General features: G+C 70.5%; 20 protein-coding genes. 12 read left to right on the top strand and 8 right to left on the bottom strand.

Going from position 1 to position 26,729, the window contains the following annotated elements; translation table 11 throughout:
• The first annotated feature begins 296 nt into the window (after positions 1–296).
• From AB0M73_RS08470 to AB0M73_RS08455, 4 genes are all read left to right on the top strand, one after another.
• Positions 297–1,442, top strand: coding sequence for a DUF222 domain-containing protein (locus AB0M73_RS08470; protein WP_363888570.1), 1,146 nt, complete (start codon positions 297–299; stop codon positions 1,440–1,442).
• Between the two features lie 227 nt (positions 1,443–1,669).
• A complete protein-coding gene (locus AB0M73_RS08465) occupies positions 1,670–2,209 on the top strand; it encodes a GNAT family protein (protein WP_363888568.1) in 540 nt (179 codons plus the stop codon).
• Positions 2,210–2,242: 33 nt separating this feature from the next.
• On the top strand, positions 2,243–2,911 hold the full coding sequence (locus tag AB0M73_RS08460) for an SDR family NAD(P)-dependent oxidoreductase (RefSeq protein WP_363888565.1): 669 nt from the start codon (positions 2,243–2,245) through the stop codon (positions 2,909–2,911).
• A 99-nt stretch (positions 2,912–3,010) separates the two neighbouring features.
• Positions 3,011–3,604 (top strand): DUF4232 domain-containing protein, encoded by a 594-nt coding sequence (locus AB0M73_RS08455; RefSeq protein WP_363888563.1) that lies wholly within the window; start codon positions 3,011–3,013, stop codon positions 3,602–3,604.
• A gap of 6 nt (positions 3,605–3,610) precedes the next feature.
• On the opposite strand, the gene AB0M73_RS08450 is transcribed toward AB0M73_RS08455, so the two are convergent.
• Both AB0M73_RS08450 and AB0M73_RS08445 read right to left on the bottom strand, forming a co-directional pair.
• On the bottom strand, positions 3,611–7,066 hold the full coding sequence (locus AB0M73_RS08450; protein ID WP_363888561.1) for a BTAD domain-containing putative transcriptional regulator: 3,456 nt from the start codon (positions 7,064–7,066) through the stop codon (positions 3,611–3,613).
• A 51-nt stretch (positions 7,067–7,117) separates the two neighbouring features.
• On the bottom strand, positions 7,118–10,618 hold the full coding sequence (locus AB0M73_RS08445; protein ID WP_363888559.1) for a BTAD domain-containing putative transcriptional regulator: 3,501 nt from the start codon (positions 10,616–10,618) through the stop codon (positions 7,118–7,120).
• Between the two features lie 533 nt (positions 10,619–11,151).
• On the opposite strand from AB0M73_RS08445, the gene AB0M73_RS08440 reads away from it, so the two are divergent.
• The 5 genes from AB0M73_RS08440 to AB0M73_RS08420 all read left to right on the top strand — a co-directional run bounded on the left by AB0M73_RS08440 (position 11,152) and on the right by AB0M73_RS08420 (position 17,698).
• On the top strand, positions 11,152–13,551 hold the full coding sequence (locus AB0M73_RS08440; protein ID WP_363888556.1) for a LuxR family transcriptional regulator: 2,400 nt from the start codon (positions 11,152–11,154) through the stop codon (positions 13,549–13,551).
• Positions 13,552–13,563: 12 nt separating this feature from the next.
• Positions 13,564–13,740, top strand: coding sequence for a hypothetical protein (locus AB0M73_RS08435; RefSeq protein ID WP_363888553.1), 177 nt, complete (start codon positions 13,564–13,566; stop codon positions 13,738–13,740).
• A complete protein-coding gene (locus AB0M73_RS08430) occupies positions 13,737–16,280 on the top strand; it encodes a LuxR C-terminal-related transcriptional regulator (RefSeq protein WP_363888551.1) in 2,544 nt (847 codons plus the stop codon). Before AB0M73_RS08435 ends, AB0M73_RS08430 begins: the two co-directional genes overlap by 4 nt.
• 87 nt (positions 16,281–16,367) lie before the next feature.
• Positions 16,368–16,985, top strand: coding sequence for a response regulator transcription factor (locus tag AB0M73_RS08425; RefSeq protein WP_363888549.1), 618 nt, complete (start codon positions 16,368–16,370; stop codon positions 16,983–16,985).
• Between the two features lie 47 nt (positions 16,986–17,032).
• Positions 17,033–17,698: a response regulator transcription factor gene (locus AB0M73_RS08420; protein ID WP_363888546.1), complete on the top strand. Its 666-nt coding sequence runs from the start codon at positions 17,033–17,035 to the stop codon at positions 17,696–17,698.
• 196 nt (positions 17,699–17,894) lie between these two features.
• Here the strand turns inward: AB0M73_RS08420 and AB0M73_RS08415 are convergent, their stop codons facing one another.
• From AB0M73_RS08415 to AB0M73_RS08405, 3 genes are all read right to left on the bottom strand, one after another.
• On the bottom strand, positions 17,895–18,272 hold the full coding sequence (locus tag AB0M73_RS08415) for a hypothetical protein (RefSeq protein ID WP_363888544.1): 378 nt from the start codon (positions 18,270–18,272) through the stop codon (positions 17,895–17,897).
• Positions 18,273–18,508: 236 nt separating this feature from the next.
• Positions 18,509–19,429: an NmrA family NAD(P)-binding protein gene (locus tag AB0M73_RS08410; RefSeq protein ID WP_363888542.1), complete on the bottom strand. Its 921-nt coding sequence runs from the start codon at positions 19,427–19,429 to the stop codon at positions 18,509–18,511.
• A gap of 122 nt (positions 19,430–19,551) precedes the next feature.
• Positions 19,552–21,180, bottom strand: a complete 1,629-nt coding sequence (locus tag AB0M73_RS08405; protein WP_363888539.1) for a M4 family metallopeptidase — start codon at positions 21,178–21,180, stop codon at positions 19,552–19,554.
• A 174-nt stretch (positions 21,181–21,354) separates the two neighbouring features.
• On the opposite strand from AB0M73_RS08405, the gene AB0M73_RS08400 reads away from it, so the two are divergent.
• Both AB0M73_RS08400 and AB0M73_RS08395 read left to right on the top strand, forming a co-directional pair.
• On the top strand, positions 21,355–21,915 hold the full coding sequence (locus tag AB0M73_RS08400; RefSeq protein ID WP_363888536.1) for an XRE family transcriptional regulator: 561 nt from the start codon (positions 21,355–21,357) through the stop codon (positions 21,913–21,915).
• Between the two features lie 89 nt (positions 21,916–22,004).
• Positions 22,005–22,790, top strand: a complete 786-nt coding sequence (locus tag AB0M73_RS08395; RefSeq protein ID WP_363888533.1) for an L-histidine N(alpha)-methyltransferase — start codon at positions 22,005–22,007, stop codon at positions 22,788–22,790.
• 11 nt (positions 22,791–22,801) lie between these two features.
• On the opposite strand, the gene AB0M73_RS08390 is transcribed toward AB0M73_RS08395, so the two are convergent.
• The 3 genes from AB0M73_RS08390 to AB0M73_RS08380 all read right to left on the bottom strand — a co-directional run bounded on the left by AB0M73_RS08390 (position 22,802) and on the right by AB0M73_RS08380 (position 25,857).
• Entirely contained in the window at positions 22,802–24,415 is a 1,614-nt protein-coding gene (locus AB0M73_RS08390) for a glycoside hydrolase family 71/99-like protein (RefSeq protein WP_363888531.1), read from the bottom strand.
• A 159-nt stretch (positions 24,416–24,574) separates the two neighbouring features.
• The gene (locus tag AB0M73_RS08385; RefSeq protein WP_363888530.1) at positions 24,575–25,345 is read right to left on the bottom strand and encodes an SDR family oxidoreductase; all 771 of its coding nucleotides are present in this window, start codon (positions 25,343–25,345) and stop codon (positions 24,575–24,577) included.
• Between the two features lie 8 nt (positions 25,346–25,353).
• Positions 25,354–25,857 carry an alpha/beta fold hydrolase gene (locus tag AB0M73_RS08380; protein WP_363888527.1) on the bottom strand — a complete coding sequence of 168 codons (504 nt, stop codon included), beginning with the start codon at positions 25,855–25,857 and terminating at the stop codon, positions 25,354–25,356.
• Between the two features lie 90 nt (positions 25,858–25,947).
• On the opposite strand from AB0M73_RS08380, the gene AB0M73_RS08375 reads away from it, so the two are divergent.
• The gene (locus AB0M73_RS08375) at positions 25,948–26,493 is read left to right on the top strand and encodes a helix-turn-helix domain-containing protein (protein WP_363888523.1); all 546 of its coding nucleotides are present in this window, start codon (positions 25,948–25,950) and stop codon (positions 26,491–26,493) included.
• Positions 26,494–26,729: the final 236 nt, after the last annotated feature.

The raw sequence follows: 26,729 nt of genomic DNA, 5'->3' as shown, positions 1-26,729 counted from the left end.
GTCCGCACCGCGCAGTTGCCGTCTCCGCCCACTCTCTCTTCAGCATGCGGTGCTGGAGTGGCAGGGGCGCGAGGTGGGTGGAGGGGCGGGTTGCGTTGTGCGGCATCGGGTGGGGGGTGCGCGCGTTTACTGATGGCTTGGGACGGGCCGAAGGGTGGGGGGTTGGATCATGGAGAGGGAAGAGTTGCAGGGGAGGCTGGAAAGCGCTTTCCCGCATGGGAGATTTGAGCCGCCACGATCGTGTATAGGTTGGCATATAACGAAAGTCGATCACATAAGGGTAGTAGAATGGGGGTATGTCAGCGAATCCCGAATTCCCTGCCGACACCGAAGGGTGGCAGCACGGCGAACTGGAGCTGTGGCAAGCCGGCGAAGAAGCCGAAGCCCAGTATCGGGCGCTCTACATCCGGCAGCTGGAGCGGGTGTGGGAGGTGTGGGACCGGTCGTGCCGCTCGAAAGAGGACCGGACCTCGATCGTGTCGACAATGGTGATCCGCTGGCGGCTCCCCATCAGGGAAGCGCGTGAGCGGCTTCGGTACGCGGAGTTGTTCCACAGCGAGGCGATCCGCGAGGCGGGCCGCGCTGGGGAGTTGGACCGGGAGCATCTGAAGGTCATCCACGAGACGCTGCGGATCGCGCCGGCGGTCGAGCGGGACCGGGTTGAGGCGTCACTGTTGGAGAACGTCCAGTTCGACGAGGGCGAGTTCAAGAACATCGCGCAGCGGATCCTGTTCCACCTCAACCAGGACGGCAAAGCCCCGGACGACCGCGAACTGCGGACGCCGAAGCGGGAGTTCCGCTTCGAGCGCAAGCTGGACGGCAGCATGGTGTTCTGGGGAATGCTTGACCAGGAGTACGGGGCGAAGATCGCGGCAATGCTCAGTGCGCTGGCCAAGCCCACCTCCGGCACAGACCCCCGCACCACCGCCGAACGGCAGGGGGATGCGTTCGCGGAGATCATCGAACTGGCCTCCCGCAGCGAAGGCCTGCCCGAGCAAGGCGGTGAGCGGCCGCATCTGACGTTGTCGATGTCGTTCCAGGATTTCATGGACAACACGGGTGTGGCGAAGGTCGAAGGCGGCGGCGTGATGAGCGCAGCCGAAGCCCGCCGGATCGCCTGCGACAGCACGGTCATGCGGCTGGTGCTGGGGGCCGGCAAAGAGATCCTGGATGTGGGGCGGCAGCAGCGGACGGCCCCGAAGGGGATCCGCAAGGCGCTGATCGAGCGGGACGGCACGTGTGCGTTCCCGGGATGCCAGACGGAACCGGCGCGATGCCACGCCCACCACGTGGTCGAGTGGGCGAACGGAGGGCCGACCAGCCTGGACAACATGGTGCTGTTGTGCGGGGCGCATCACAGGCTCATTCACCACAGCCGGTGGACGGTGACGATGGTGAACGACAGGCCGGCGTTCTCCGACGGCCTGGACGAAACGGCGTAAAGGCCCGAGACGGGTGATCACCAGGACGCCGGAGATCACGCCGACCGGCGCCGGACACTGGGCGGACTGAGCCAGAGCGCACCAAGGATGCCGACCGGTGCCATGTACCGACACCGGGAACCAGCGCCGGCGACGGTGAAAAGGCGCCAGCAGAGGACTGGCATCGGCGGCGGTCCGGACCGGAAAACCTGATTGCCGGGCGGGCGGGGCTCGTATAGCAAGGGGCGGTGATACAGGGCGGAAAGATCGGGCTGCGGGCCCGGCACGAGAGCGACGTCGCGGTACTGCACGAAGAGCTGTACGAAGATGTGGCCATGCGGGCACGGGCGGACTCACGGCCGTGGCGGCCGACGCCGGTGGAATCGGGGAAATCGCCGTTCACGGTGACGGGGCCGTCGGACGAGGCGGCGTGCTTCTCGGTGATCGAGCTGGAGCAGGGAGAACTGGCGGGCGAAGCGCTGCTGTGGGGCATCGACACGCACAACCGGATGGCGCACATCGGGATCGCGCTGAGGCCGGCGTTCCGCGGAAGAGGGCTCAGCCTGGACGTGCTGCGAACGCTGTGCGAATACGGGTACGCGGTCAGAGGACTGCAACGGCTGCAGATCGAGACGCTGGCGGACAACGGCGCGATGCTCGCGGCGGCGACGGGAGCGGGGTTCACGAGAGAAGGAACGCTGCGAAGGTCGGCCTGGGCGTACGGGGCATACGCGGACGAAGCGATCCTCGGCCTGCTCGCCGACCAATGGGCACAGGCGACAAAGTAGACTAGACGCGACGTTGCGTCTAACCTGATGGTTATGAACACACGACGAGCGCTGGTCATCGGGGCGTCCAGGGGCCTGGGACTGGTCCTGACGGAAGAACTGGCGCGGCGGGGGTGGCGAGTGATCGCCACAACCAGAGGGCAAGGCGAACTGGCCGGAAACGAACGAATCACCCAAGAGCGGCTGGAGATGACCAGCGCGAAGCAGCGAGAAGGGCTGCGAGAAAGGCTCGAAGGCCACGAGCTGGACCTGTTGTTCGTGAACGCGGCGATCGACCGGGGCGATCTGCCGATCACGGAGGTGCCGGAAGAGATGTTCACGGAGGTGATGGTCACCAACGCCTACAGCCCGATGCGGACGCTGGAAGCGCTGAGAGGGCTGGTGAAACGGGGCGGCACGATGGCGGTGATGTCCTCGGAGCAAGGCAGCGTCGCCAACAACACCGAAGAGGGCTACGAGCTGTACAAAGCCAGCAAAGCGGCCCTCAACCAGCTCATGCGCAGCTACGCGACCCGACACGCGGACGACGGCCACACGAAGCTGCTGATCGACCCGGGCCACAACAGGACCAACCTGGGCGGGCCGGGCGCGGAGCTGGAGCCGAGGGACACGGTCCCGCAGGTGGTGGACGTGCTCGAAGCGCAGGCGGGGGCGCAAGGACTGCGCTTCCTGGACCGGCACGGGGAGACGGTCGCCTGGTAGCTCGGGCGGGCAGGCCACCTGCCCGAACGATTCGGCGATCAACCTCCAGGGCGGCCACGCGTCTACTGTGGTGAGACCCGACGAACCTGGAAGGTGCGCATGACTCGGATTCAGACCATCCTCGGTGCGGTCGCCACGGCGGCGACGGCGGCGGTGGTGCTGGCAGGCTGCGGCAACTCCAGCGCGACGGGAGCGCAGCCGAACGCCCCGGCCACGACCACGGCGTCCCAGGCGAAAACCCCGACCCAGAACGCGAGCAACACCAACGGAAAGATCAGCGCGGACCTGAACCACCAGCAGTCCCCGGGCTCCGAGATCCTGGTCGTCACGAACAAGGGCACCAGGCCGATCACGGTCCAGGGCTGGCCGGAGCTGAGCTTCCTCAACGCCCACAACGACTCCCTGGCGGTGCCGACGGAGAAGGTGAGCCAGCCGGGCGCGACGGTGCCGAGCACGCTCCAACCGGGACAGTCGGCGTTCGCGGGCGTGAAGCTGATCAGCGGCGACAAGGGCGATCCCAGCACCTTCGTGGCCACGACGACGAACCTGACGGTCCCGGGCGCCCCGGCGGTCACGGTGAGCCTGATCGGCGACGACGGCCACGCGGCGGAATACCCGGAGCTGGACCTGAAGTCGATCCAGGTGGGCACCTTCCAGCCGTCGATGCAGGGTGTCAGCCCGGACGCCTGGTGACCGGGGCTACCCGGGACTGACCCCGGCGGCGATCAAGCGGGCGGTCGCGCGGCGCGAGCCCCACGCGGCGCCGAGCACGTCGAACTGCCGCATGGCCCTCGCATGAACGTCCAGGGCGTCCTCCCGCAGGCCGGCTGAGGCCAACAGCACGGCGGCGTCCTCCAAAGCCAAGGCGGCCTCCACGGGGCGGCCGACCTCGAAGTAGTGCTCGGCGGCGGCCAAAGCGGCGGCGGGATCGCGGTTGATCAGCGCATGGCACCGGGCCACGGCGATGGTGGCCCGGGCGGGCACGGTCTCCCGCTTGGCCTCCATCTCGCAGACTTCCAAGGCACGGCGGGCGATGTCGAGCTTCCCGGCCTGCAAAGCGATACGGACGGCGTCGGGCAACCACTGGTGCCGCAACATCATCGGCGCATACCGCTCGTCCAGGACGTGGGTCAACGCGATGAGCGCAGCATCGGTCTCGCCGTCCCGTTCGGCGGCCAAAGCCTCCGCCATGATGAGGAAATCACAGTTCTCACGGTCGGCGGAGGTCAACAGGGGCAGCTCGTCGGCGGCGGCCAGGTGCGCGGTGGCGGCGTCGCCCTCGTCCCGCAGCACGGCGATCAGGGCGGCGACACCGTGGAGCAGCAACAACATCGGCCCGCTCTCGCGCAGACCGTGAAACGCCATGTCCAGACCACGGGCGTCCACAACGGCGTCCAGCGTCTCCATGGCCGAACCCCAACGACCGGCCCAGTAGTGGTTGACGGCGGTCGCGACCGGAAGCCCGGTGGGCAACCGGTCGCGACGCATCAACTGCTCGGCGGCCAGCAGGGTCTCATCGGCCTCGGGCAGCCGGTCGAGGTTCTGCAGGCTGAAAACGCGGTTGTCCAACAGGCTGAGCTCCAGGTGCGAGAGCTCGGCGTCGGTCTGCGGCCCCTGCTCGATCACCCGCAGAGCCTCGTCGACCAAGCGCAGCCCCTCGACGTGATCACGCTGAATGGTGCGGAACAGCCACAGCATCTCCAACGCGTACGACCGCGCGAAGGTGTCGCCGATGACCTCGGCCCGCCGCACCGCCTCCCACGCGGTGGCCTCGCCGGCGTCGAGCTCCCCCAGCCCCATGCCCAACCGCCCGGCCAACAACGCCTGACAACGGGCCCGCCACACATCGGACGCCTCCGTGCCGTGCACGGCGGCCCGCAACGCCTCCACGCCTTCGCGAGCCAGACCACGGCGGTACAAGGCACAACCGAGAATCCACTGCATCTCCCCCGCCAACTCACGGTCCGCAGTGGACATGAGAACTGAGCGTGCCTCGTCTTCTGGTGACTCGCCCAGCCAGTAGGAAACCCGGGCCAGGTCGGCGGTGACGCCCTGCACCCGAGGATCGGACGGAGCGGCGCCGGAAACGACCCGGCGCAACAGGTCGACGCCGATGTCCGGGGCCTGGACGGCCACTTTCCTTCCGTGCGAACAAACCCAGCCGATGGTCCAGTCGTCGACCGACAGGGGGGCGGCGGCGAGCTGACGGGCCACGGCGTCCACGGACGCGCCGGCTCGGTCCAACTGCTCGGCGGCCTGTCGGTGCATCGCGGCTCGCACGGAATGGGCGATGCGCTCGTAAAGCACCTGGTGGACCAACGGATGCCGGAAGGCCAGCCGATCGCCGCCACGGAAGAGCACACCGGCGGCAATGGACTCCTCGACGGCCGGATCGAGCTCGCCGACCGGGCACATCAGCACGGCGGCCAGATCCTCGGCCCGGAACTCGGTGCCCAGCAAAGCCGCGTGCTGCAACAGAGTCATGGCCCCGGAGGACAAGAACCCGAGGCGGTGCTCCAGCGCCGACACGAGCGAGACGGGGGTGACGGCCTCGGTCGAGGTGCCGGCGTCGGCGGTGCCGGCCGAGACCTGGACCGCGTTGTCCCGGACCAGGGCGTCGACCAATTCCTGAACGTACAAGGGGTTTCCGCCGGCCCGACTGGCCATCCGCCGCAGCCCCGGCCCGGGCGCCGCGCCGACGATGCCCTCCATCAGCTGATAGACGGCCTGCTCCGACAAGCGACCGAGCCGCATCATCGCGCCGCCGTGCTTGTCGACGGTCTCCCGCATGCTGTCCAGGGCCACCGAGCGCGGCATCGGCCGGCAGGTGCTCACCAGCAGCAGCGGAAGCCGGTCGGTGGCGCGGGCCAAGCGGTTCCACACCAGCATGCTGGCCTCGTCGACCCACTGCATGTCGTCGACGACGACCGCGACCGGCCGTTCGGCGCACAGCTCGTGCACGAGGTCGACCAGGATGTCGATGGCCACCAAGGCGCTGCTGGCCCCGCCCAGCAAAGTGGGGCTGGTGGCCGACTTCTCGATCAGCTCCGCCGCGTGCGCCCGGCGGGGATCCGGGGAGTCGGTGTCGACGGCGAGGCACTCCAGCATCGCGCGGAGCGGGAAGCGCAGGGCCAACTCGTCGCCGGACGCCCAACAGACCTCGACCGGCGCGGAGTCCAGGGCACCGAGACCGGCGGCGATGAGCTCGGACTTGCCGATGCCGGGTTCGCCGTCGATCCACACCGCCCGGCCGTGCCCGGCGACCAGGCCCGCCACCGCCGCGGTAAGTTGGGCGACCTCGGACTCACGGCCGACGAGCCCATGGGCCCGTGGGCTGGGCCGGGCCGGCCGCGGCACGACAGCGGCCGAGGCCGAGGGACCGGCCAGCGTCGGGTCGTCGGCGAGGATCTGCTGGTGGACGCGGGACAGCTCGGGAGCGGGCTGGGCGCCGAACTCCTCGGCCAGCATGGTGCGCGCCTGCTGGTACTGGTCGAGCGCGTCGGCCTGCCGGCCGCACCGGTACAAGGCGATCATCAGCAGCCCGCGCAGGCCCTCGTGCAGCGGATCCTGACCGACCAGGGCGGTCAGCTCCGGCACGAGCTCGGCATGCCGCCCCAGCTGCAACAACGCGGTGGACCGGGTCTCCAACAGCATCGAGCGGACGACGGTCAACCGGCGGCGGCAGGCCACCACGAACGGCCCCGGTAGCCCGCTCAACGGCTCGCCGCGCCACATCGCCAACGCATCTTCGGCCAGGCCCGCCGCGGCCGCCGCATCGCCGTCGGCCAGGGCGTTCGCGGCCTCGTGGGACAACGACTCGAACCTGGTCGCGTCCACCGCGTCGGCCTCGACCAGCACCCGGTACCCGGTGCCGTCGGACGGCAGCACGGCGCTCACGCCGCGACTGGACCTCGCCGGTTCCAGCGCCCGGCGCAGCCCGGAGATGTAGGTGTACACGCTGCCGTCGGCGGTGGCCGGCGCCTCGTCGCCCCAGACGGCCTCGATCAGCTCCTCACGGGACATGCTGCCGCCGTTGCGGAACACCAGGGCCGTGAACAGCGCGCGCTGGCGGGCCGGTCCGAGTTTGATCTCCACGTCCCCGCGCCACGTGTGCAGCGGGCCGAGCACCTCGATCGTGAGTGCCTCGGATGCCACAGTGCCCCATTTCCCCAGTACGGCCGCGAATTCGAGGGACGACAACGTCCGCTAGTGGTCGATGGCGGCTCTGAACATTCGGTTCTCCAGCTCCGACCGCGTCCGCACGGCCAACTTCTGCATGACGTGCGATATGTGCCATTGCACGTCGCGGCGGGGCAGCGCCAGCTCGCCGGCGATCTCCGGATTGGCCTTGCCGGCGGCGACGAGCGTGGTGATCCGCCGCTCGATGTCCGAGAGCGAGTGCCAGCCGGCGACGATCGGCTGCCGCGCGGTGTCGTCCGACGCGAGGACGCCGAGCCGGAGCAGGGCCTGCTCCGTCAGGTCGATGTCCCGCGACGCGCCCAGCTCGGCATAGATGGTGAGGGCGTTGCGGAAGGTCAGGTTGGCCATGGCGGTGCGGCCCCGTTCGGCCAGCACGGTCCCGGCGTCGACCAGCGCGTCGGCGGCCTCGACCAGCCGCCCGAGCTCGGTGAGATGCCGGCCGACCAGCGTCAACGTGTCCGGATCGCGCTCGACCAGCGCCTCGCACCACCGCCGGGCCCACTGCGCGCGGCCCGGCTCGCGCTCCCGGTCGGCCTCGGCCCGGCTGGCGTCCACGGCGGCCTGCACACGGTCCGAGTCCCCCGCTTCGAGCGCGACCCTGACCACCATGGGCAGCCACTGGTGGCGGGCCATCGACTGGCCGTAGTCGAGATCGGACAGCGGATCCAGCTTGTCGCCGTCGACGATCGACCGCGCGACCAGGAGGAAGTCACTGCCGTCCTCGTTACGGCGGCCGCTGACCGGCCACGCGTCCAGGGCTCGCAGATGCGCCTGGGCGCCGTCGTTGTCGCCCCGTCGCACGGCGATGAGCGCGGCCAAGCCGCGCAGCCGCAGCAACGTGGTCGACCGGTGCTGGCTGACGCTGTCGAGCAGATGCTTGTCGGCGAGATCGAGGTCGGCGACCGCCTCGTCCCAGCGGCCGAGCCAGTAGTGGTGGATCGCCGCGGTCACGTGATGGCGCGCGGTCAGATACGAGGTCCGGTGGCTGGCCGCCCGCGCCTGGGCCAGCGCGGCCGACGCCTCGACCGGGCGGTCCATCTTGTCGAGCGTGATGGCGCGCATGTCCAGCAGGACCATGCGGCGCTCGGCCAGGTTCGGCACGCCGGCGGTGACGGCGAGCGCGCGGTCGACGTGTTGCAACGCCGCCGGGTGGTCACGGCGGACGGTCTCGGCGTACCAGAGCTCGCGCAACGCCTCCGAGATCGCGGCCGGATCGCCCACGGCGACGGCGGCGTCCAGGGCGCAGGTCGCGGCCAGCAGCACGACCGTGATGTCCGAGAACGTCTCGCGTTCGATCTGCGCCCGCAACGTCAGATACCGAGCCCGCCAGTGCGCGGGCAGCGACGCGAGACGACCGGCCTCGCGGAGCCGGGCCAGGGCCTCGCTCACGGCGCCGAAGTGGTAGTCGAGGTGGGCGTGGATCGAGTGCAGCTCGCCGGCGATCTCCCTGTCGGCGGTGGTGGCGAGCAAGGCGGCCACGTCCTCGCGCGGGTCCAGCTCCAGCGCGCCGAGCAGCCGGATCCGCCGCAGCGCGAGCATCTCGTGCTCCGCGGGCAGCAGGGAAGGCCCGGCGACGGCACGGGTGAGCAGCTCGGTGGCCAGCTGCGGGGCCGCGAACCCGATGGCCTCGGCGTTGGCCAGCAGCCAGCGGAAGGACCACGGGTCGACCGGCGGGACGGCCTGGACCAGCTGGGCCGCCACCCGCTCGACCGGGGCGCCGGCCGCGGCCAGGGTCTCGGCCGCCTCGCGGTGCAGCACCGCCCGCTGGGCCGGCTCGGTGCCGTCGAGCAGGCGCTGCCGGACGGCCTCGTCGCGGAAGGCCAGGCTGTCCCGCGTCTCGACGAGCACGCCGGCGGTGGTGGCCTCCCCGATCGCGCCGGCCAGCGCGGCCGCCGGCACCCGCATGATCCTGGTCAGGTCGCCGGGATAGAACTCGGGACCGAGCAGGGCGGCCCAGCGCAGCACGTCCCGCGTGTCGGAGTCGAGCGATTCGAGCCGGTCGATGGCGATCCCGGAGACCACGGCCGCCATGTCGAGCTCGAAGCCGGCCGCGCTGGCCCGCCGGGCCGCGGCCGCCACCGCCACGTCGAGAATGTCGTGGACGTGCCGGGGATTGCCGGTGGCCCGGCGCAGCAGCGGCATGAGCGACGCCGTGTACGAGTGGCGGAGGCGGCCCATGGCCAGCACGGAGACGTCGTTCGAGGCCAGGGGTTCGAGCTGGATCACGTGGCCGCCGGTCATGTGCACGGCGTTGTGCAGCTGCACGGTCTCGCGCCTGCGGGGGAAGGTACGGCAGGTGGCGGCCAGCAGCAGCGGGAGGTAACGGGTCAGGCGTGACAGCCTGGTCCACGCCAGCAGGTCGGTGTCCCGGCCGAGGTGGATGTCCTCGACGACCAGGACCAGCGGCGACCGCCGGCACGCCTGTTCGACGGCGGTCAGCAGCTGGCCGATCGCCTTGCCCGGACCGGCCAGCTCGTCCCCCCGCGCCCACACGGTCATGCGGTCGCCGGCCAGCGCCTTGGCCAGCAGGGACGACTTGCCGATGCCGCCCTCGCCCTCGACCCACACGCACGCGCCCCGGCCCTGGTCCAGGTCGGCCAGCAGCGCCGTGAACCGGGCCAGCTCCGGCCGCCGGCCGACGAAGAGCTCCGGCACGGCCGGCCGTTTCCGCTCCAGGGCTGTCAGGTGGTCGACCGCCGACGCGGCCGGGCGGGGCATCCAGGTGGTGGCCCCGATGTCTTCGGCCGTCAGCGGCTCGCCGTCGAGGATGCGGCCGCGAATGTGCCGCAGCGCGGCGCCAGGGTCGATGCCCAGCTCGGCGCTGAGGATCTCGCTCGTTTCGTCGAACAGCCGCAGCGCGTCGTCGCGGCGACCGGCCTTGTAGAGCGCCGCCATGAGCAGACCGCGGGCCCCCTCCCGCTGCGGGAACTGCGCCACCGTGGCCGCCAGGCCGTCGGTCGCGTCGGCGTGGTGGCCGAGGATGAGGGCCAGCGCGGCCCGGCGTTCGAGGGCGGTGGCCTTCAGCTCGGCCAGCCGGGCCCGGTACAGCTCGGCGAAGGGCACCTTCAGCCCGTCGAGGCCGTCGCCGTGCCACAGGCCGACGGCCGCGTCGAGGGCGTCGACCGCGGCCTGGAGGTCGCCGTTCTCCCAGCTCCACTGGGCGTCCCGCTGGTGCTGTTCGAACTGCTGCTCGTCGAGCTGGTCGGGTTCGAGGGCCAGCGAGTAGCTCGACTCGATGGTGGTCAGGATCGAGCCGTCGCCGGCGAGAGCCTTGCGCAGCGCGGAGATGTAGGTGTGCAGGATGCCGACGGCCTTGGCCGGCGGCGCGTCTCCCCAGATGCCGTCCACGAATTCGGTGCGCGAGACGGCCTTGTTGGCGTTGGCCGCCAGGATGGCGAACACCGCGCGCCGGCGCCCGCGGCCGAGGTCGATCTCCGCCTCGCCGCGCCAGGCCCGGACGGGGCCGAGCAACTGGATCCGCAGCCGGGACGACTCGGCGGAAGTCACTTCGGCTCGCGGTGGATGGATAGCCCGTGGATGGATGCCCTGCGAATGGATGCGCAGCGGCCGATTCCGGGGCGCGCGCTTCGACTTTCCATGACCGGATCATCTTAGCCGCCACCGACTCACGTCGTCGGCGAGTGTCGGTCGAATCACCGGCCCCGACGGGCAAGAGCCGAGGTCAGCGCGGTCGGACGGGAAAGCGAGCGCCCGTCGCGAGGAGCGAGTCAGGTTTGGTCGTGAAACGTTGGTTGCCCGAACAACCCCGTCCGATTCGATCCTCCCTCGTTCAAGAACTGGGGAATTACCTGAGCGGACACCGATACCCCGATAGTCCACAAAGGACAGCAGGCGTGCGCGGAATTCCTTGAATCGTCGAACACCCACCGTGCCGGGCAGGTTGCACCACCGGCCGCCGGTGGCTCGAAGAGGCAGTCTCAGTGGGCGGCCGTCACTCGTGACGCTCGATCCGCTCGGCCGCCACCCACGATGTCCCAGACGAATTCGGGGAATTTCGGATCAGGGAGAGTGGTGGTCGCATGCCGTCGGCCAACGGGCGGGACGCCGAGTTGTCCGCACTCGATTCCACACTCGCCGGCATCGGCCCGCGCCGCCGCGTCCTCGCCGTTGTCCGCGGCCCGCGGGGTATCGGGAAATCGGCTCTGCTCGCGGCATTCGGCCGCCGGACATCGAGCGCCCGCGTGCTGACCGTGGCCTTTCGGGATGGCGTCCCGGCCTGGGACGAGTTCGGCGCCACCGCGCTCCTGCATGCCGCACAACGGCATTTCGAGGAATTCGCTGAGCCGGGTGTCGCGGCGTCCATCGAAGCCGTGCGGGCATTGACGCAGCCGCTGACATATCGATCGCCCCAGGGGCGGTCCGGCCTGGTGGCGGAACTCGCGCGGCTGTTCGGCCGCCTGAGCCGGCACAAGGACGTTGTCGTGCTGGCCGACGATGTGGACGCGCTGACGTCGCCGGCCAGCGCGCTGTTCGCCATGTGCCTGCCCCGGTGCCTCGTCGTCGCCACGTGCACCGACGACGGCAGCCTGTGCGGCCTGGCCGACCACGTCGTGAATCTGGGGCCGTTGCCGGCGGAATGCGTCGAGCCGCTGCTGGCCAAGGCGTTCGGGGCGCCCTTCGACGAGTCGACGTTGGGCCGCCTGCTTGCCGCACTCGGCCCGCTCGGGCGGCATCCGGCCACACTGCTGTCCACTGTGGACGAGCTGCGGCGCGAGGGCCGGCTCGTTGTCGTGCACGGGCGCGCCTGCATGGCCGACTTGCCGATCATGGTGCCGGTCGGGCATGAGGCTGTGGCCCGTGTGCGCGGTTTCGGCGTGGTCGGTGTGCACCTGGTGGCCATGGCGACGTCGGTGAGGTTCGGCGTCGATGACCTGCCGATGCTGGTCGCGGCCGTCGGCGGCACGGTGGCGGAGTACGGCGACGCGGTCGATGAGCTCGTGCGGCTGAAGGTGTTGGACTGCGCCGCGGACGGGCAGCTGACGTGCCCGAGCCCGGCGCTGGCCGCGCGGGTGCTGGCCGAGGCCGCCGAGGCCATCAGCGACATGCACGCCGCCGTGGCCCAACACTTGAACGGCGACGAAGCCGTGATCGCCGAGCACCTGTCTCGCAGCTCCCTCCGTCACGACAACCTGCTGATCAGGCCGGCCGAGCGGGCTGCCGACGAGGACACGGCGGCTCGCTGGCTCCTCGCCGCGCGGCCCCGGCCGATCACCGCCGAATTCGCCCGGCTGCTGACCCGGACCGGCCATGTCGAGGCCCTCCTCGACCTCGCCGCCGACGCCCCGCTGGACGCCGACGCGGCGGCCGCGGTCACCGTCGCGGCCATCCACGCCTGCCGCCCCGTCCCGCACGCCGTCCGGAGCGTGCTGCCAGCCGCCGCCGCGTTCTCCGACCGCTGGCTCGCCGACGAACCGCTGCGGCCGTCCGACCTCACGTCCTGGTGCGGGCCGCTGTCGCAGGCTCAACGCGCCGAGCTGGCCGAGGCGGCGGCCGTGCAGGACGTCGCCGCCATGCTGGACGTGGTGCACGGCTGGGGCGCCCCGGACTCGGTGCCGTCGCTCTACCACTGCGTCCTGCGGGGCTACCGCACCGGCGACTGGACGGCCGTGCTGGCGGCGGCCCGACGGCTGGAGCTGGCCGGCGCGCAGGCCCCGATCGCCCGCCTGCTGGCCGCCGAGGTGTGTGCCGAGCAGGGCGACGAACGTCAGGCGCTGTCCTGGCTGGCCGCCGCCGGCGCGCGGCAACCCGTGCTGCGGGCCTGGGTCGAGTGCGGCATGCGGCTGCGGGCCGGCGACCACGCGTTCGACCTCGGTTGGCGCGCCTACCTCGACGCGCCCACGGCACCCGGCCACGAGCAGCTGCTCATGCGGCTGGTGGTGATCGCCGTGCTTGCCGACGACCCCGTTCGGGCCGTCCTCGTGCTCGGCGAGATCGAAAGCCGCTGCCTAGCCCCTGAGCTGCTGATATTCGCCCGTGGCGCGGTCAACCGCGACCTCGACCGGCTGCGCAACACCGCTGACCTCTTCCGCCGCCGCGGCCACCTCCCCGCGCTGCTGACCGTGTGCCTGCTGGCTGGCGGCCTGGCCGCGGAGCCGCAGCCGTGGCTGCACGAGGCCCACGAGCTCGCCACCGTGCTCGGCGCGACGCCGCTGCGGGCCCGGGCCCGAGATCTCATGCGCCTGCGCGGCGTCACCGCCCCTCGGAGCACGGATCGCCCGTCGACGCTGTCGAAGACGGAGCTGCTGATCGCCTCGCTGATCCGGCAGGGCCGCACCAACCGGCAGATCGCCGTGACGATGCGGATGAGCGAGAAAACCGTGGAACACAACCTTTCCCGGGTGTTCGCCAAGACCGGCGCCCGCACCCGGGTCGACGTCGCGGCGGCCATGGTCAAGCGCCGCCGGCGGGTCACTACATGAAGGAGACCTGAGGTGGGTGGAGTCGTCGCGGCCGGCGAGTACGCGGAGAACCTGGTGCTGGACAAGGCTGTCACCATCAACGCGGCCGACGGTCCCGGCACTGTGCGGATCACTCCCCCGTCGGGCGTGGCCATCACGGTGGCCGGCCTGTGCATCGCCTCGGGCGACGGCCCCCGGGTCACGTCGTGACCGACATCGCCGGCCTGGTGGCCGCCCGCGGCACGCCGCTCGTCGCCGTGGTGGGACCGGTCGGAGCGGGTCACGACGCATTGGTGGAACGATTGCGGGCCACGCTGGATCGCGCTCTGCACGTCAGATGCTCGCCGCATCCGCTCGGGGCGTCGCTGTTGTCCTCGATCACCATGGCCGGCGCCGTGCGCTGGACGCACGCAGGCCCGCTGACGGGTGTCGTGACGCCGCCGGAGCGGACTGCGGCGGCCATTGCCTCTGCGTTGCGGCGAGCCGATATCCGTGTGCTGCTGATCGAGGACGCGCACTGGCTGGACGCCGATTCGCTGGCAGTGCTGGAATCCCTGGTTCGGGCCGGCGTGACCTGCGTGTGCACGGCCGAGCTGCCGGGCTCACCGGCGGCGCGGGATACGTTGCGGCAGTTGTGGTCCGAAGGTCTGGCGCAGGTGCAGACCCTGCGGCCTCTCGGGCCGGCCGCCATCGCCATGGCCGCCCACCAAGCCCTCCAGGCCCGCCCCGAACCGGAGCTGGTGGCCGCGCTGGGCCGGTTGTCCGGCGGGTTGCCGGCCGTCTTGTCGAAAGCGCTTACCTCGGTGGTCCAATCCGACGGCGTGGCCTTCGCCGCCGGGCGCGCCCACCTGATCGCGTCGGTCAGCGCTGTGTTGCCGGCGGATCACCCCGTGATTGCCGAGATCCGGCGAGGTGGGCCCGAGGAGTGGCCGATCGTCAAGGCGATCGCCGCGCTGCACCCGATCGGCACCGGCCTACCGACCCTGGTCACCGCAATCCTCGGGGCCGCCCCAGATGCGGTCATGGCGGTGATCGGACGCCTGTGCCGGTCGGGTGTGCTGCGCCGGAGCCGGCACGGCTGGCGGTTCCGGTCCGAGGCAGTGGCGGCGACGATCGCCGGCCAGCTCGGACCGTTCGAACGGCGGCTGCTGGCCGGGGCCGCCGTCACGGCGGTGTGGGACGGCAGCGCCGAGGACGTCGACCCGACCTACTACGCGGATCGGTTGGCGGAGGCGGGAAAACTCGTCGACCGGGAGACCGCGTGCGAGGAACTCCTGGCGTGCGCCGACCGGCTGGACGGCCCGGGCAGCGAGCGGTGGCTGCTCGCCGCCGCCCACGTGACCACCGACGACCAGCGCCGTCGGCGAATCCTGATCCGGCACGCGCAGGCCTGCTATCGGCACAGATCGTACGAGGAATGCCTACGCAGCGCCGAACGCGTGCTGCACGAGCACGGCGACAGCCTGTCCGACGCCGAGATCGACGTCTTGACGCAGCTCACCGTGCTGGCCCGCCGCGTTGTCGGCAAAGGCGATCCGTCCGCGCCGACGGACGCCGCCCGCCACGCGCTGAGCCGTGCCACCGATCTTCTGCTGGACGGCCATCCCGACCACGCGCGGCTCCTGCTGACCGCGCACGAAAGCGATTGGCGGGTCCGGCCCTCCACCGCCCGCCTGGGCCATCTCGTGCTGGCGCAGGCCCATCTGCTGCTCGGACGCCAGGACCGGTTCGAGCACGCCCTCGACGCAGCCGGTAGCCACTGGGAGGTCGCCCACCTGCGCCTGCTGCCGGCGCTGCTGGACGCCGACGCCGAGGCCGTCGAGAAGATCCTGGCGTGCGCCGGCATCGCGGTCGAGCGGCTGGCCCCGGCCCATCGCGCGGCGATCACGTTGCTGCGCGGGGACTTCCGGCTCGGCGAGAACCTCGCCCGGGCCGTGGGCACCGGGTCCGACGACATCGCCGCCACCGTCGTCCAGGAGCGGATCACCACCCTCGCGTTCGCCCGTGGCCAGCTCACGCTGAGCCGGGAGCTGATCACCGGCGCCCGCAGTGTCGGCGCCGCGCTGCCGTACCTCCTGGACTCGGCGGAGGCGAAGATCGACCAGGCCCTCGGCGACCACGAGCAGGCTCGAACCCGGCTGCGGCAAGGCCTGGCCCGTGCCGCCGATCGCAGCACGGTCCTCGGCACCGACCGGCTGTGGGCGCAGCTGGCCGAACTCCAGCTCCGGCGGGGCGACATCGACGGGGCGCGGCGATGCTGCCGCGAGGCCGAGCGGGTCTCCGACTCCCCCGGCGTCCGGCTCCGCGCCCAGGTGGTCCAGGCCATCGTCGAGCGGGACGCCGAGCTGGCCAACACCGCGATGGGGCTGGCGACGGACCGGCGGCAGCCGCTCGAGTTCGCCACCACCGTCGGGCGGCTGGTCGGCCATGGCTTGGCCGATCCGCGGATTCTCAAGCAGGCCTACGAATTCGTCGAGGAGCTCGACGCGCTGCTGTGCCGGTCGTGGCTGCGGGGCCTGATGCGGGACCACGGCGTGGTGGTGCCGGGGCGGCGGCAGACGCTGGCCGAGAACGAGCGCCTGCTGGCCGTGCTGGCGGCCGACGGCCTGACCAACAAGCAGCTGGCGACCGTGCTCCAGGCGTCCGAGAAGAGCGTCGAAGGACGGCTCAGCCGGCTGTTCACGCGGTCCGGCTACCAGTCCCGGGTGGAGCTGGCGGCCGCCGTGCACGCCGGCGAATATCCCCTCTGACGTGCCCGGACAATTCGGTGGAGAGCTCATGAAGTGACAACCGGAAGACTCGTTCTCATCGAAGGCGAGTCTCTGGGGGACATCGACATGCGACCGACTTTCCGGGTGGCCGTGCAGGCATCCGATCCGATCAGCCACGCCGGCATCACGAGGTACCTCGCCTCTCGGCCCGAGGTGCGGGTGATCACTCCGCCACGGGCCGACGCCGACGTGGTGATCCTCGTGCCGGATCGGCTCACCACGCACAACCTGGCGGCGATCGGCAGGGACGTGCCGCACTGCCCGGCGATCCTCATCGCCAACAAGGTCAGCGAATCCGACCTGCTCGACGCCGTCCGCTGCCGCATCGTGGCTGTGCTGCCCCGAGCCGCGGCCACCGACGAGCGGTTGCTCGACGCCATCGCATCCGTGGCCTCACGGGACGAGTCCTCGCCGGCCGACCTGCTCGGCGCGCTGGTCGCCCGGGCCGAGCACCTCCAGCACGAGGTGTTGGCCGCCCGCGGCCTGAACTTCACGGACATGAACGCCCGCGAGGTGGACGTGCTGCGGCTGATGGCCGACGGCTTCGACACGGCCGAGATCGCGCAGAAGCTGTGCTACTCGCAGCGGACCGTGAAGAACATCATCCACGGCGTCAACAGCCGCCTTCACCTGCGCAATCGCCAGCACGCGGTGGCATACGCCATGCGCACCGGCGTCATCTGACGCCCTCGGTCGAGGGCCTGTGAAGTAGAGAACCGGAAACTGAAACCATGATCCAGCAGTCACCTCGCCCCGTCACGCGGGCGGCGGTCGTCGACGTCGCCGTGCACGCCTCGGACCCGCTCAGCGCGCTCGGCGCCGCCAGCCTGCTCGACGGCGACATCCGCCTGCGGGTGCTCACCGACGAGGACCAGGCCCGCGCCGAGGTCGTTGTCATCATCGAGGAGTCCGACGAGGACACCTACTGGTGGGTCCGCGCCATCCGCGCGCAGTCGAAAGCCGACCCGGCGCCGCGCTGTGTGCTCGTCACCGACGACTTCCGCGCGGTCAACCCGCTGATCGCCGTGGAGTGCGGCGTGGCGGCGGTGCTGCCGCGCGAAGGCCTCCGCGCGACCCGGCTCGTGCAGGCGATCCTGGCCGTGCACAGCGGCGTGGCCTTCCTGCCGCCCGCCATGCAGGGCGAGCTGCTGACCGAGCTCGCCCGCGTGCGGCGCGACGTCCTGGAACCCAACGGCCTGACCATGTCCGGGCTGGGGGCCCGGGAGCGCGATGTCCTGCGGCTGCTGGCCGAGGGCATGGGCACCGACGAGATCGCGGCCGAGCTGTCGTACTCGGAGCGAACCGTGAAGTACGTGCTGCACGGGCTGATGGCCCGCTACAACCTCCACACGCGGGCCCACGCCGTGGCGTACGCGATGCGGGCCGGCGTGGTCTGAGGCTCGTCAGCACAGGACGATCAGGCGCCACTCGCCGGGACCGGTCCGCGGGCAGGCGAAGCCGTGCAGCACGCGATGAGCTTGCGCATGACGCTCCTTTGTGGACCGGATGGTGGTCGACGGCGAATCCCCGCTGGGGGTGGGGGAAACGCCGTCGACATGTCTGCGGACCTGGCGGCGCCCGCAGCGGATCGGGTCAGAAACGGACCTGGAAACCGGCCGTGCCGGCACCGAACTGCCCGTGCGCGTAGGCGGTCTCGTTGAAGCCGCCGCCGAACCAGTGACCGAGGTTGACGGTGGCGCCGCGGTAGTTGGCCAGCACCACGATGAGGTCACCGCGCTCGTCCGGCCCGGCGGAGCTGCAGCGGCCCGGCTCGACGACGGTCGTCTCCATACCGCCGCGGTTCGGCCACTGCAACACCGCCGTGTAGTCGCTGTCCGACGCGACGCACAGCCACGCGCCACCCCCGGCCGGCGCGGCGTCGGCCGCTGCCGGGGCGAGAGCCAGGCCGGCGGCGGTCAGTCCCAGCGCCGCGACGGCCGTCGCACCACGGGCGGCCAGCGTTGAAAACATGTGCACTCCTCAAGGCTTGATTCCCCAACACCGGCAACGATAGGCGCGCTGGACGACCTTTCGACGCCGCCGGCGGAAACACCGGGAAATCCCTCAGCAACCGGGGATCAGCCCACTTCCCAAGGACCTGTTGCTGGGCAACCAGTTCCGCCTCAGGGAGCCGGACAACGACATTGTCGTCCTTCCCGAGGAGACTTGCGGCGTCACGCTCGAACTCACCGAACGGCCCCGACGCATCACGGCTGCGGAACGAAGAGCGGCCCGCTGGTCTCGAAGTCGGTCTTGTTCTCGGTGACGTACTGCGAGACCGACAGCGGCTCCCGGCCGCCGATCCGCGAGACGATGTCGTTGACACCGGCGAAAATCCCGTGCTGGTAGTCGACGGCCACGTTGCTCAGGTGCTGAACGCGGTGCGCCGGCATCCCCCGGTCGACCATGGCCGAGGCGAACTCCTCCACGCTGATCGGGTCGTAGTGCACGGGAAAGCCAAGCGTCGCCGACATTTCCGCGGCGATCTCGTGGTGGTTCAGCTCGACCGGCCCGTACAGGCCGTAGACGGCGCGGTCGTGCGGCTCGGGATCCAGGAGCAGTGCGGCGATCACGTGCGACTGGTCGGATCCGGCGATCGGGGCATGTCGGCCTTCGCCGAACGGGAGCCGCAGATAGCCCTCCCCGTCCCGCTTCTCCCACCACAGCTTCAGCCACTCGGCGAAGAACGTCGGCCGGATGTGCGCGGTGAGCAGATCGGTCCGGTCCAACAGCCTTTCACCCAGCCAATGCTGCCGCGCCGCGTTGCTCCGAGCCTCACGGCGGGCGGAGATCTGCGACATGTTGACCACCGAGCGGACGCCGGCCTCGGTCGCCGCCTGCGCGAAATTGGCGGTGGCCTCGATCAAGCCGGGCAGGATGGGGTAACAGAAGTAGGCGCCGCTGACACCCCGCATCGCGGCCGTCACGCTGTCGAGGTCGTGCATGTCGCCGAACACGACCTCCGCGCCCGCCTCGGCCAGCGCCCGGGAACGCTCGTCGTCGTTGTGGGCCAACGCCCGCACCCGATGCCCGCCGGCCAGCAGCAGGTCGACGGTGCCGCGCCCGGTCTTGCCGGTCGCACCCGTGATCAGGAACAGCCCGGCCATCAGTCGGCGTCCAACTGGCACATGACAGACCTCCTTGGTTCATTCACTGAACCGACCATAGCACGAGTTAGTTCGGTGAATGAACCGCCAAGGTCCATGGACACGGGGTGACGCGACCGAAGCCGCGCCACCCCGTGGTCGCCTCAGGCGTTCTGCAGCAGCTGGGTGGCCTTCACGGCCTTGGCCACCTGGGTGCAGTCGTCGGCGGTGGTGCCGGCGACCTTGGTCCGCACGTTGGTGGCGCACGCGGTGTTCAGCGCGTTGCCCAGGTCCTTGAACGTCGCGGTGGAGCGCAGCAGGTTCTCGACCTTCCACCACAGCGCGATCGACTTGTTCTCGCCGATGCCGCGGATGGTCTGCCCGTTGAAGGTGTCGCCGTCGGTGATCAGGTAGTCGGTCTTGCCGACAACCGTGGCGTCGGTGTGCTCCTCGCCGTCGGAGTCGACCCAGTACTGGCCGTTGACCCGGTCGGGGCTCGCGCCCCCACCGGAGTCGGCCGGGTTCTTCATGTCCCGCACCTGACCCAGCGAGGAGCCGGCGCCCAGCAGCCACCGGTTGGCGCCGGCGGCGTTCGGGTCGTTGGCCTTGAGGGCGATGAACTTGCCGAAGACGTCGGACATGCCCTCGTTGATCGCCGCCGCGTAGCCGCCGGACAGGCCGGAGGTGTGCTGGGTGACGCCGTGGGTCAGCTCGTGACCGGTGATGTCCATGGTGGTGACGCCCTCGCCGAAGGCCATCTGCTCGCCGTCCCAGAACGCGTTGGCCCACGGGCACTGCTGACGGCGGACGCCGTCCCGGCCGGTGCTGATCTCGCACATGCGCACGGTGCCGCGCAGGGCCTTGCCGCGGCCGTCGCCGTAGTTCGCGCCGATGTTGGCGGTCAGGTCGTAGTTGGCGTACTGGCTGTAGAACGACTGCGCCGCGCCGAAGTAGTTGTAGACGTTGTTGACGTCAGCGGTCGCGGAGGCGGCCTGCCCCTCGCTGCGGCTCACGCCGAACGGCTGGTTCGCGCCGCAGCGGATGTCGGCCTCAGTGGCGACGTCCAGGTCGACGACCTTGCGCTTGGCGTCGCACACCACGCGGTTGCTGGCCTTGCGGGTCTCGCCCCAGACGGCCAGGACCTTGGTCGTGTCGGCGCCGACGACGACCGTCCACTTGTCCTCGGGGTCGGCCCCGTGCACCGGCACGAAGTAGGACGGCACGGCGGTGGCCGCGGCACCGTCGGTGCCCAGGCTGGCGTCGTACCAGTAGTTCTGGGCCGCGTCGGCGCGCAAAGCCTTGGCCGCGCTGTCCTTCGCCGCCACGGCCGAGACCGCTGCCTTGCCGGCCCTGGCCTGCGCGGCCGCGGCGTCGGCGGGGAACGCGCCGGCGCTGCGCTGGCTGGTCTTGCCGACCGCGGCCAACAGGGCGCCGGAGCCGTCCAGGTCCTGCACGACCTGCGCGCCGAACACCGGCACGCCGTTGATCTTCTGCTGGAGCCGGGCCACGCTGCCGCCCGGCAGCTGCTGGACGTTGTCGAGCACCAGCTCGCCGACCGAGAGCCCGAACTGCTGGGCCAGCCGCCCGGTGTGGGCCTGAGCGGCCGTGGCCGCGCTGGCCCCGCCCGGGGCCGCGACCGGCGTGGCCGGCTCGACGGCGATGACCCGGCCCGCGCCGTCGGTGCCGATCTGGTCGGTCTGCGCGGCCGCCGTGCCGGAGCCGACCAGGCCGCCCGCGATCAGTGAGGACGCGGCCAAGGCAGCCGCGACCGCGGCAGTTCTGGTGGAGAGCATTGAGGTGGAACCTTCCGCAGGGAGGTCAACTGGCGTGACCCGTGCGGAAATCGTCAGCGAACGGGACCAACTGTTTTAGGGCTGGAAGTAGGGGACGTACCCGCCGAACGGCGGGTTGTGCATCATTCGGATTATTCGTACCGAAGCGTGCGCCAGAGGCATTATCTTGTGCGTATGACGCAAGCAGATGGCGAACTGGACGGCCTCGTCCGGCAACGCATCAGGGCGCTGCGCGTGGCGCAGGGCTGGTCGCTGGAGGATCTGGCCGGCCGCACGCGGATGAGCCCGTCCTCGCTGAGCCGGATCGAGACCGGTCAGCGCCGGCTGGCCCTCGACCAGCTGGTGGCCATCGCCCGGGCCCTGGACACCTCGCTGGACCAGCTGGTCGAGACCGACACCGACGACGTGATCGTCAATCCGGTGCTGGACGGCGCGCACGGGCTGATGCGGTGGTCGATCAAGGCCGAGCCGGGCATGAGCGTCGTGCGGCAGCGCATCACCGGCCCGCCGGACGACCCGAGTCGGATGCGCGCCCACGCCGGCCACGAGTGGCTCGTGGTTCTCTCCGGCACCGCCGTTCTACTGCTGGGCAACCGCCGCCTGCGCGTCGAGGTCAACCAGGCCGCCGAGTTCCCCACCATGCTGCCGCACGCGATCGGCTCCGTCGGCGGGCCGTGCGAGATCCTGGGCATCTTCGACCGGGACGCTCGTCGGGGGCATCCGACCGACGACTGACTTGCCGGATCGGCAGGACAGCGGCCCGTCGTCTTGCCGTTTACGCAAGGTGCTGTGCTCCTGACGCACGGCGGGCCTACGGTGGCGTCATGACCAACACCGACCAGGCCGAGATGCTCGATTTGGACGCCGAGGTGCTCGCCGAGCACACCGCCGCCATCACCGCGTGGCTGCCCGTCGCGGCCCCGCCGCGCCGGATCGTCGACCTCGGCGCCGGCACCGGAGCCGGCACCTTCGCCCTGCTCACGCACTTCCCCACGGCCGAGGTGATCGCCGTCGACGCCTCGACCGAGCACCTGGCCCGGCTGCGGGAGAAGGCCCTCGCGGCCGGCGTCGACAACCGTGTCCGCACCGTCGTCGCCGACCTCGACGCCGCTTGGCCCGACCTCGGCCGCCCCGATCTCGTGTGGGCGTCGGCCTCCCTGCACCACATGGCCGACCCCGTGCGGACGCTGCGTCAGGTCCACTCCGTGCTGGCCCCCGGTGGCCTGCTCGCCGTCGTGGAACTCGCTGGGCGGCCTCGTTTCCTTCCCGCTCTGGACGGCCTTGAGGACCGCTGCCACGCCGCCAGCCACCACCGGCACGCTTCGCACGTGCCCCATCGTGGCGCCGACTGGGGTCCGATGCTCGTCGACGCCGGTTTCCGTGTGGACGGGCAGCGGACCATCACCGTCCACATCGAACAGTCCCGCTCTCCCGCCATCGGGCGTTACGCCCTGACCACCTTGCGCCGCTTGCGAACCGCCGTCGCCGACATCATCTCCCCCGACGACCTCGCCGCGTTGGACGAGCTGCTCGCCGACGACAACCTCCTTCGTCGCGACGATCTCGCCGTCCGCACCGAGCGCACTGTGTGGGCTGCCGTGAGGTCGTGACGCCCCGTGGCTCAGCTGGCGATCTGGAGGTTGTCGAGGGAGGCGTCGTGAGCACCGGAGGTGTTCACGACGATGCCGCTGATGGTCTTGCCCGCCGCCGCACCGAGATCCCGGGAGACATGGGTCCACGTGGCGGAAACGGCATCGGGGCCGGCGGTCGAGGTGCCGTCGGTGTACAGGAGATCGACGGTGACACCGCCGCTGGACAGCAGGTCGTAGCTGAGCTTGGTCGAGGCCTGCACTGGAATGTGCACGGTAAACACTTGTTGTCGGCTGGCCGAGGAGCCCTGGGCCCGGAGGACATGGTTGGCCGCCGCGACACCTGAACCCGTGCTGGGCATGGCGTCGAGGCCGGGCTCGAAGCCGGTGCGGAAGGCGACGGGGCCGTCGGTGGGCGGGATGGGCACGGTGGGGGTGAGCGGAGCGGAGCCGTTGATCATCTTGGTGGCGGCGCCGGCCAGGCGCAGGTAGAAGTCCGACGAGAGGAAGGTGCCGTCGGCGCTGGCGGTGAGGAAGTACTGGTTGGTGGGGATCATCGACGAGTCCTCGGCCAGGGGCGCGATCGCGGTGCCCTCGTCGTACTCGTCGAACATGGCGATGAAGGCCTGCCCGACGCCGTTCTGACGCAGCGCCGCGGCCTGCTGCCACAGGAAGGAGCCGGCCTTGCGCGGGATCATATTGCGGGCGCCGCCGTTCCAGTTGGACCAGGCGAAGCCGGGATAGATCACCGGCTGGTAGTCCTGGCCCCGGGCCGACAAGGCCTTGAGGTCGGCGGCGAACAGGGATCCGTCGACGGACTGGGAGCCGACGTTCCACGGGGACACCATGTTCAGGGCCTGGTACACGGGCGCGTAACCCGGCTTGGAATTGGTGTCGGTGCGCCAACCGCGAGGCACGCCGCCGATCACGTACAGGCCCTGGGCCTTGAACCAGTTGATCAGGTCCAGGCTGGGACCGACGTCAGCGGCCGAACCGACGACACCCATTCCCCACAGCTCGACGACAGGCTTGCCGTCCTGGTAGGCATAGGACGAGGAATCGGTCAGGTGCAAGGAGTTCTTGACGACGTTGGTCCAGTCGTTCTTGACCGCCTGCTCGCGGTCGTCGGTCATGCCGGACAGGTCGTACTCGATGTAGAAGGCCCGGCCGTACTTCTGGGCCGCGTCGCGAGCCTTGGCGGTGACGGCATTGCGCTGGTTGTACCGGGCCGAACCGGGCTGCACGAGGTCGCTGGTGAAGCGCTGTAAGGCGGCGCCGTCGATGCCGAACTTCTGCATCCACGAGAACTGGAGATCGACGGTCTGCGTGACGTACGAGGAGAACAACGTCGACGGCTGGCCGTTGCCGAGATTGGCGTAGCCGGCGCGGAACTGGTCGTTGGCCGGGTAAGGGCGCATGTCCGGGTAGATCTCGAACGTCTGGTGGCCGGGCGACGGCGCGGCGCCGCCCGACCAGTGCACCCAGTTGTTGATCGGCGAGCCGCTGCCGGGCGCGTCGAACCAGCCCTGGTAGCCGGCGTAAACCTTGCCCTTCACGGACGGGTGGGTCACGGCGGCGGTCGCCGGCAGCGCCAGCGCCGCCGTGACCAGGAATGCCGTGGCGACAACAAGTGTCTTTCGCAGCACGATGAACTCTCGAATCGGTGGTCGACACGAGATGTGGCGGCATGCGACGTGTCGGAGACGGTGGAGTGCCCAGTGTCCAGCCACAGCCTCATGTTCGCAACCATGAACATCGATTTTCCGACGGTGGCCAAGAACCGGCTTGTTCCAGTTGTTCCAGGATCACCAGTCGAGCTCGACCGGCATGTACGGCACGCCGTCCGGAGCTTCCTTGCGTGCCTTCAGGGCCTGCTCGGCCGGCGCGCCGGCCGGCACGCGCAGCGGCGGCGACGGATGCTCGATGGTGTCGGCCACGACGGCGGCGACCAGCTCGGCGGTGACGGCTTCGCGCCGCAGAGCGGGAAGCTGCTTGTACAGAGCCAAATACGGGTCTTCGGTGGCGAAGAACGAATTGGCCCCACCGGTGGCGCCGTTGGTGTCGACGGCGCCGGGCTGCACGACGCTGACCTTGACGCCGAAGTGACCGACCTCCAACGCCAAACCCTCGGCTATCGCCTCCAACGCCCACTTGCTGGCCCCGTAAGGCGCGATGATCGGCAGCACCAGACGTCCCTGAATGCTGGAGACGAACACCAGCCGCCCCGAACCCCGCTGCCGCATGGCTGGCAGCACGGCCTGCGCCACGCGTAGCGCGCCGAAGGTGTTGAGCTGGAACAGCTTCTCCACCTCGTTCAGCGGCACGCTCTCCAGCGGCGCCCGAAGGGTGGCCCCGGCGTTGCTGACCAGCACGTCGATCGAACCGGCGGCCTCGACCGCCCGGTCGACGCTGTCCTGGTCGGTGACGTCGAGCCGCAGCCGCTGGTCGACGTCCAGGTCGGCCAGCGTCTCCGGCTGGCGGGCAGTGGCGACCACCCGGTGGCCCCGGCCGGCCAGCTCGACGGCGATGGCGCGGCCGATGCCCTTGGAGGCGCCGGTGATGAGCACGGAAGACATGATGACTCCTAGGACTTGATCCGGCGGACGAAGTCGGCCACGGCAGCGCCGATCGGGTCCGGGCTGTCCTCCTGGACAAACCCGCCCCGCACGTCGTCCCACGACAGCGGCGTGACGATGGCCTCCATGTAGGCAATGCCGGCCACCCGGTCCGGATGCCGGCGAGCCCAGTCGAAGCCGAGCGCGGAGCCCCAGTCGTGCAGGACGAGGACGACGTCATCACCGAGATCGAGGTGCTCCCACAGTGCGAACAGGTGGTCCCGCTGCTCCTGGTAGGAGTACCGGTCCGGGCCCGACGGCGTGAGCTTGTCGGAGTCGCCCATCCCGACCAGGTCGCAGGCGATCAACCGACCCAGCCCGGCCAGGTGCGGCATGACGTTGCGCCACAGATAGGACGAGGTGGGGTTGCCGTGCTGGAACACGATCGCCGACCCCTCGCCCTCGTCGAGGTAGGCCAGCCGGACGCCGTTGATCTCGGCGAACCTCTTCTCGGCGTGCGGGCGGGCCGACATCGTCACTCCTCCGACCGGCAGTTCATTCACTGAACCAAACACTAGCACGGGGCAGTTCATTTAGCGAACCGGCGAGGTAGACTGGGCGGCATGGCCCTTCCCAGCACCTACGCCGAGCCCAACTGCTCCCTGGCCCGGGCGTTGGAGGTGGTCGGCGAGCGGTGGACGCTGCTGATCGTCCGCGACGCCTTCTTCGGCGTGCGGCGGTTCGGCGACTTCGCCACCCAGCTCAAGATCCCCCGCGCGGTGCTGACGAGCCGGCTCAAGTCGCTGGTACAGGAGGGCGTGTTCCGCCGGGACGAGAACGGCGGCGTGGTCGAGTACCGCCTGACCGACCGTGGCGTGGCGCTGTGGCCGGTGATCCGCGCCCTGCTGCACTGGGGTGACGAGTCCTACTCGCCCGACGGCACGAAGCGCGCCCTGCGTCACGACGCCGACAACGGGCTGATCGACGAGGAGAATCACTGCCAGACCTGCGGCGGCCTCGTCCCGGTCCCGGACATCCGCATCGAGCCGGGCCCGGGCTATAAGCCGCCCACCGGCGAACTGGACCCCGTCTCGGCTCAGATCGGCCGCCCCCGCCTGTTGCTCGAACCGATCACCGTCGGTCGCGGGCCCCGGGCCGCCGAGGACTGAGCACCCGAGCGTTGCACGGAACGCAATCGCGGCTCGCCCGAGAGCGAGGCCCGCTCGATTACCCGTTACTTCGTTGCAGATCTCGCAACGCGTTGGCGCGCGCCATTTTTACACGCCGGACGATAAGTCCACTTGACCGATTCACGGTTGTGACACGTCTTGTCAGCCCGATCACACATCGCTACAGTCGGCCCTAGTTAGGAAAGTTTCTTTACCGTTTACCTCCTGTTCACCTA

Source organism: Kutzneria sp. NPDC051319, from assembly GCF_040682195.1.
In the GTDB taxonomy this organism is placed as follows: domain Bacteria; phylum Actinomycetota; class Actinomycetes; order Mycobacteriales; family Pseudonocardiaceae; genus Kutzneria.
Note: the sequence above shows the minus strand (reverse complement) of the source record. Positions and strands in the feature narration are given on the sequence as shown.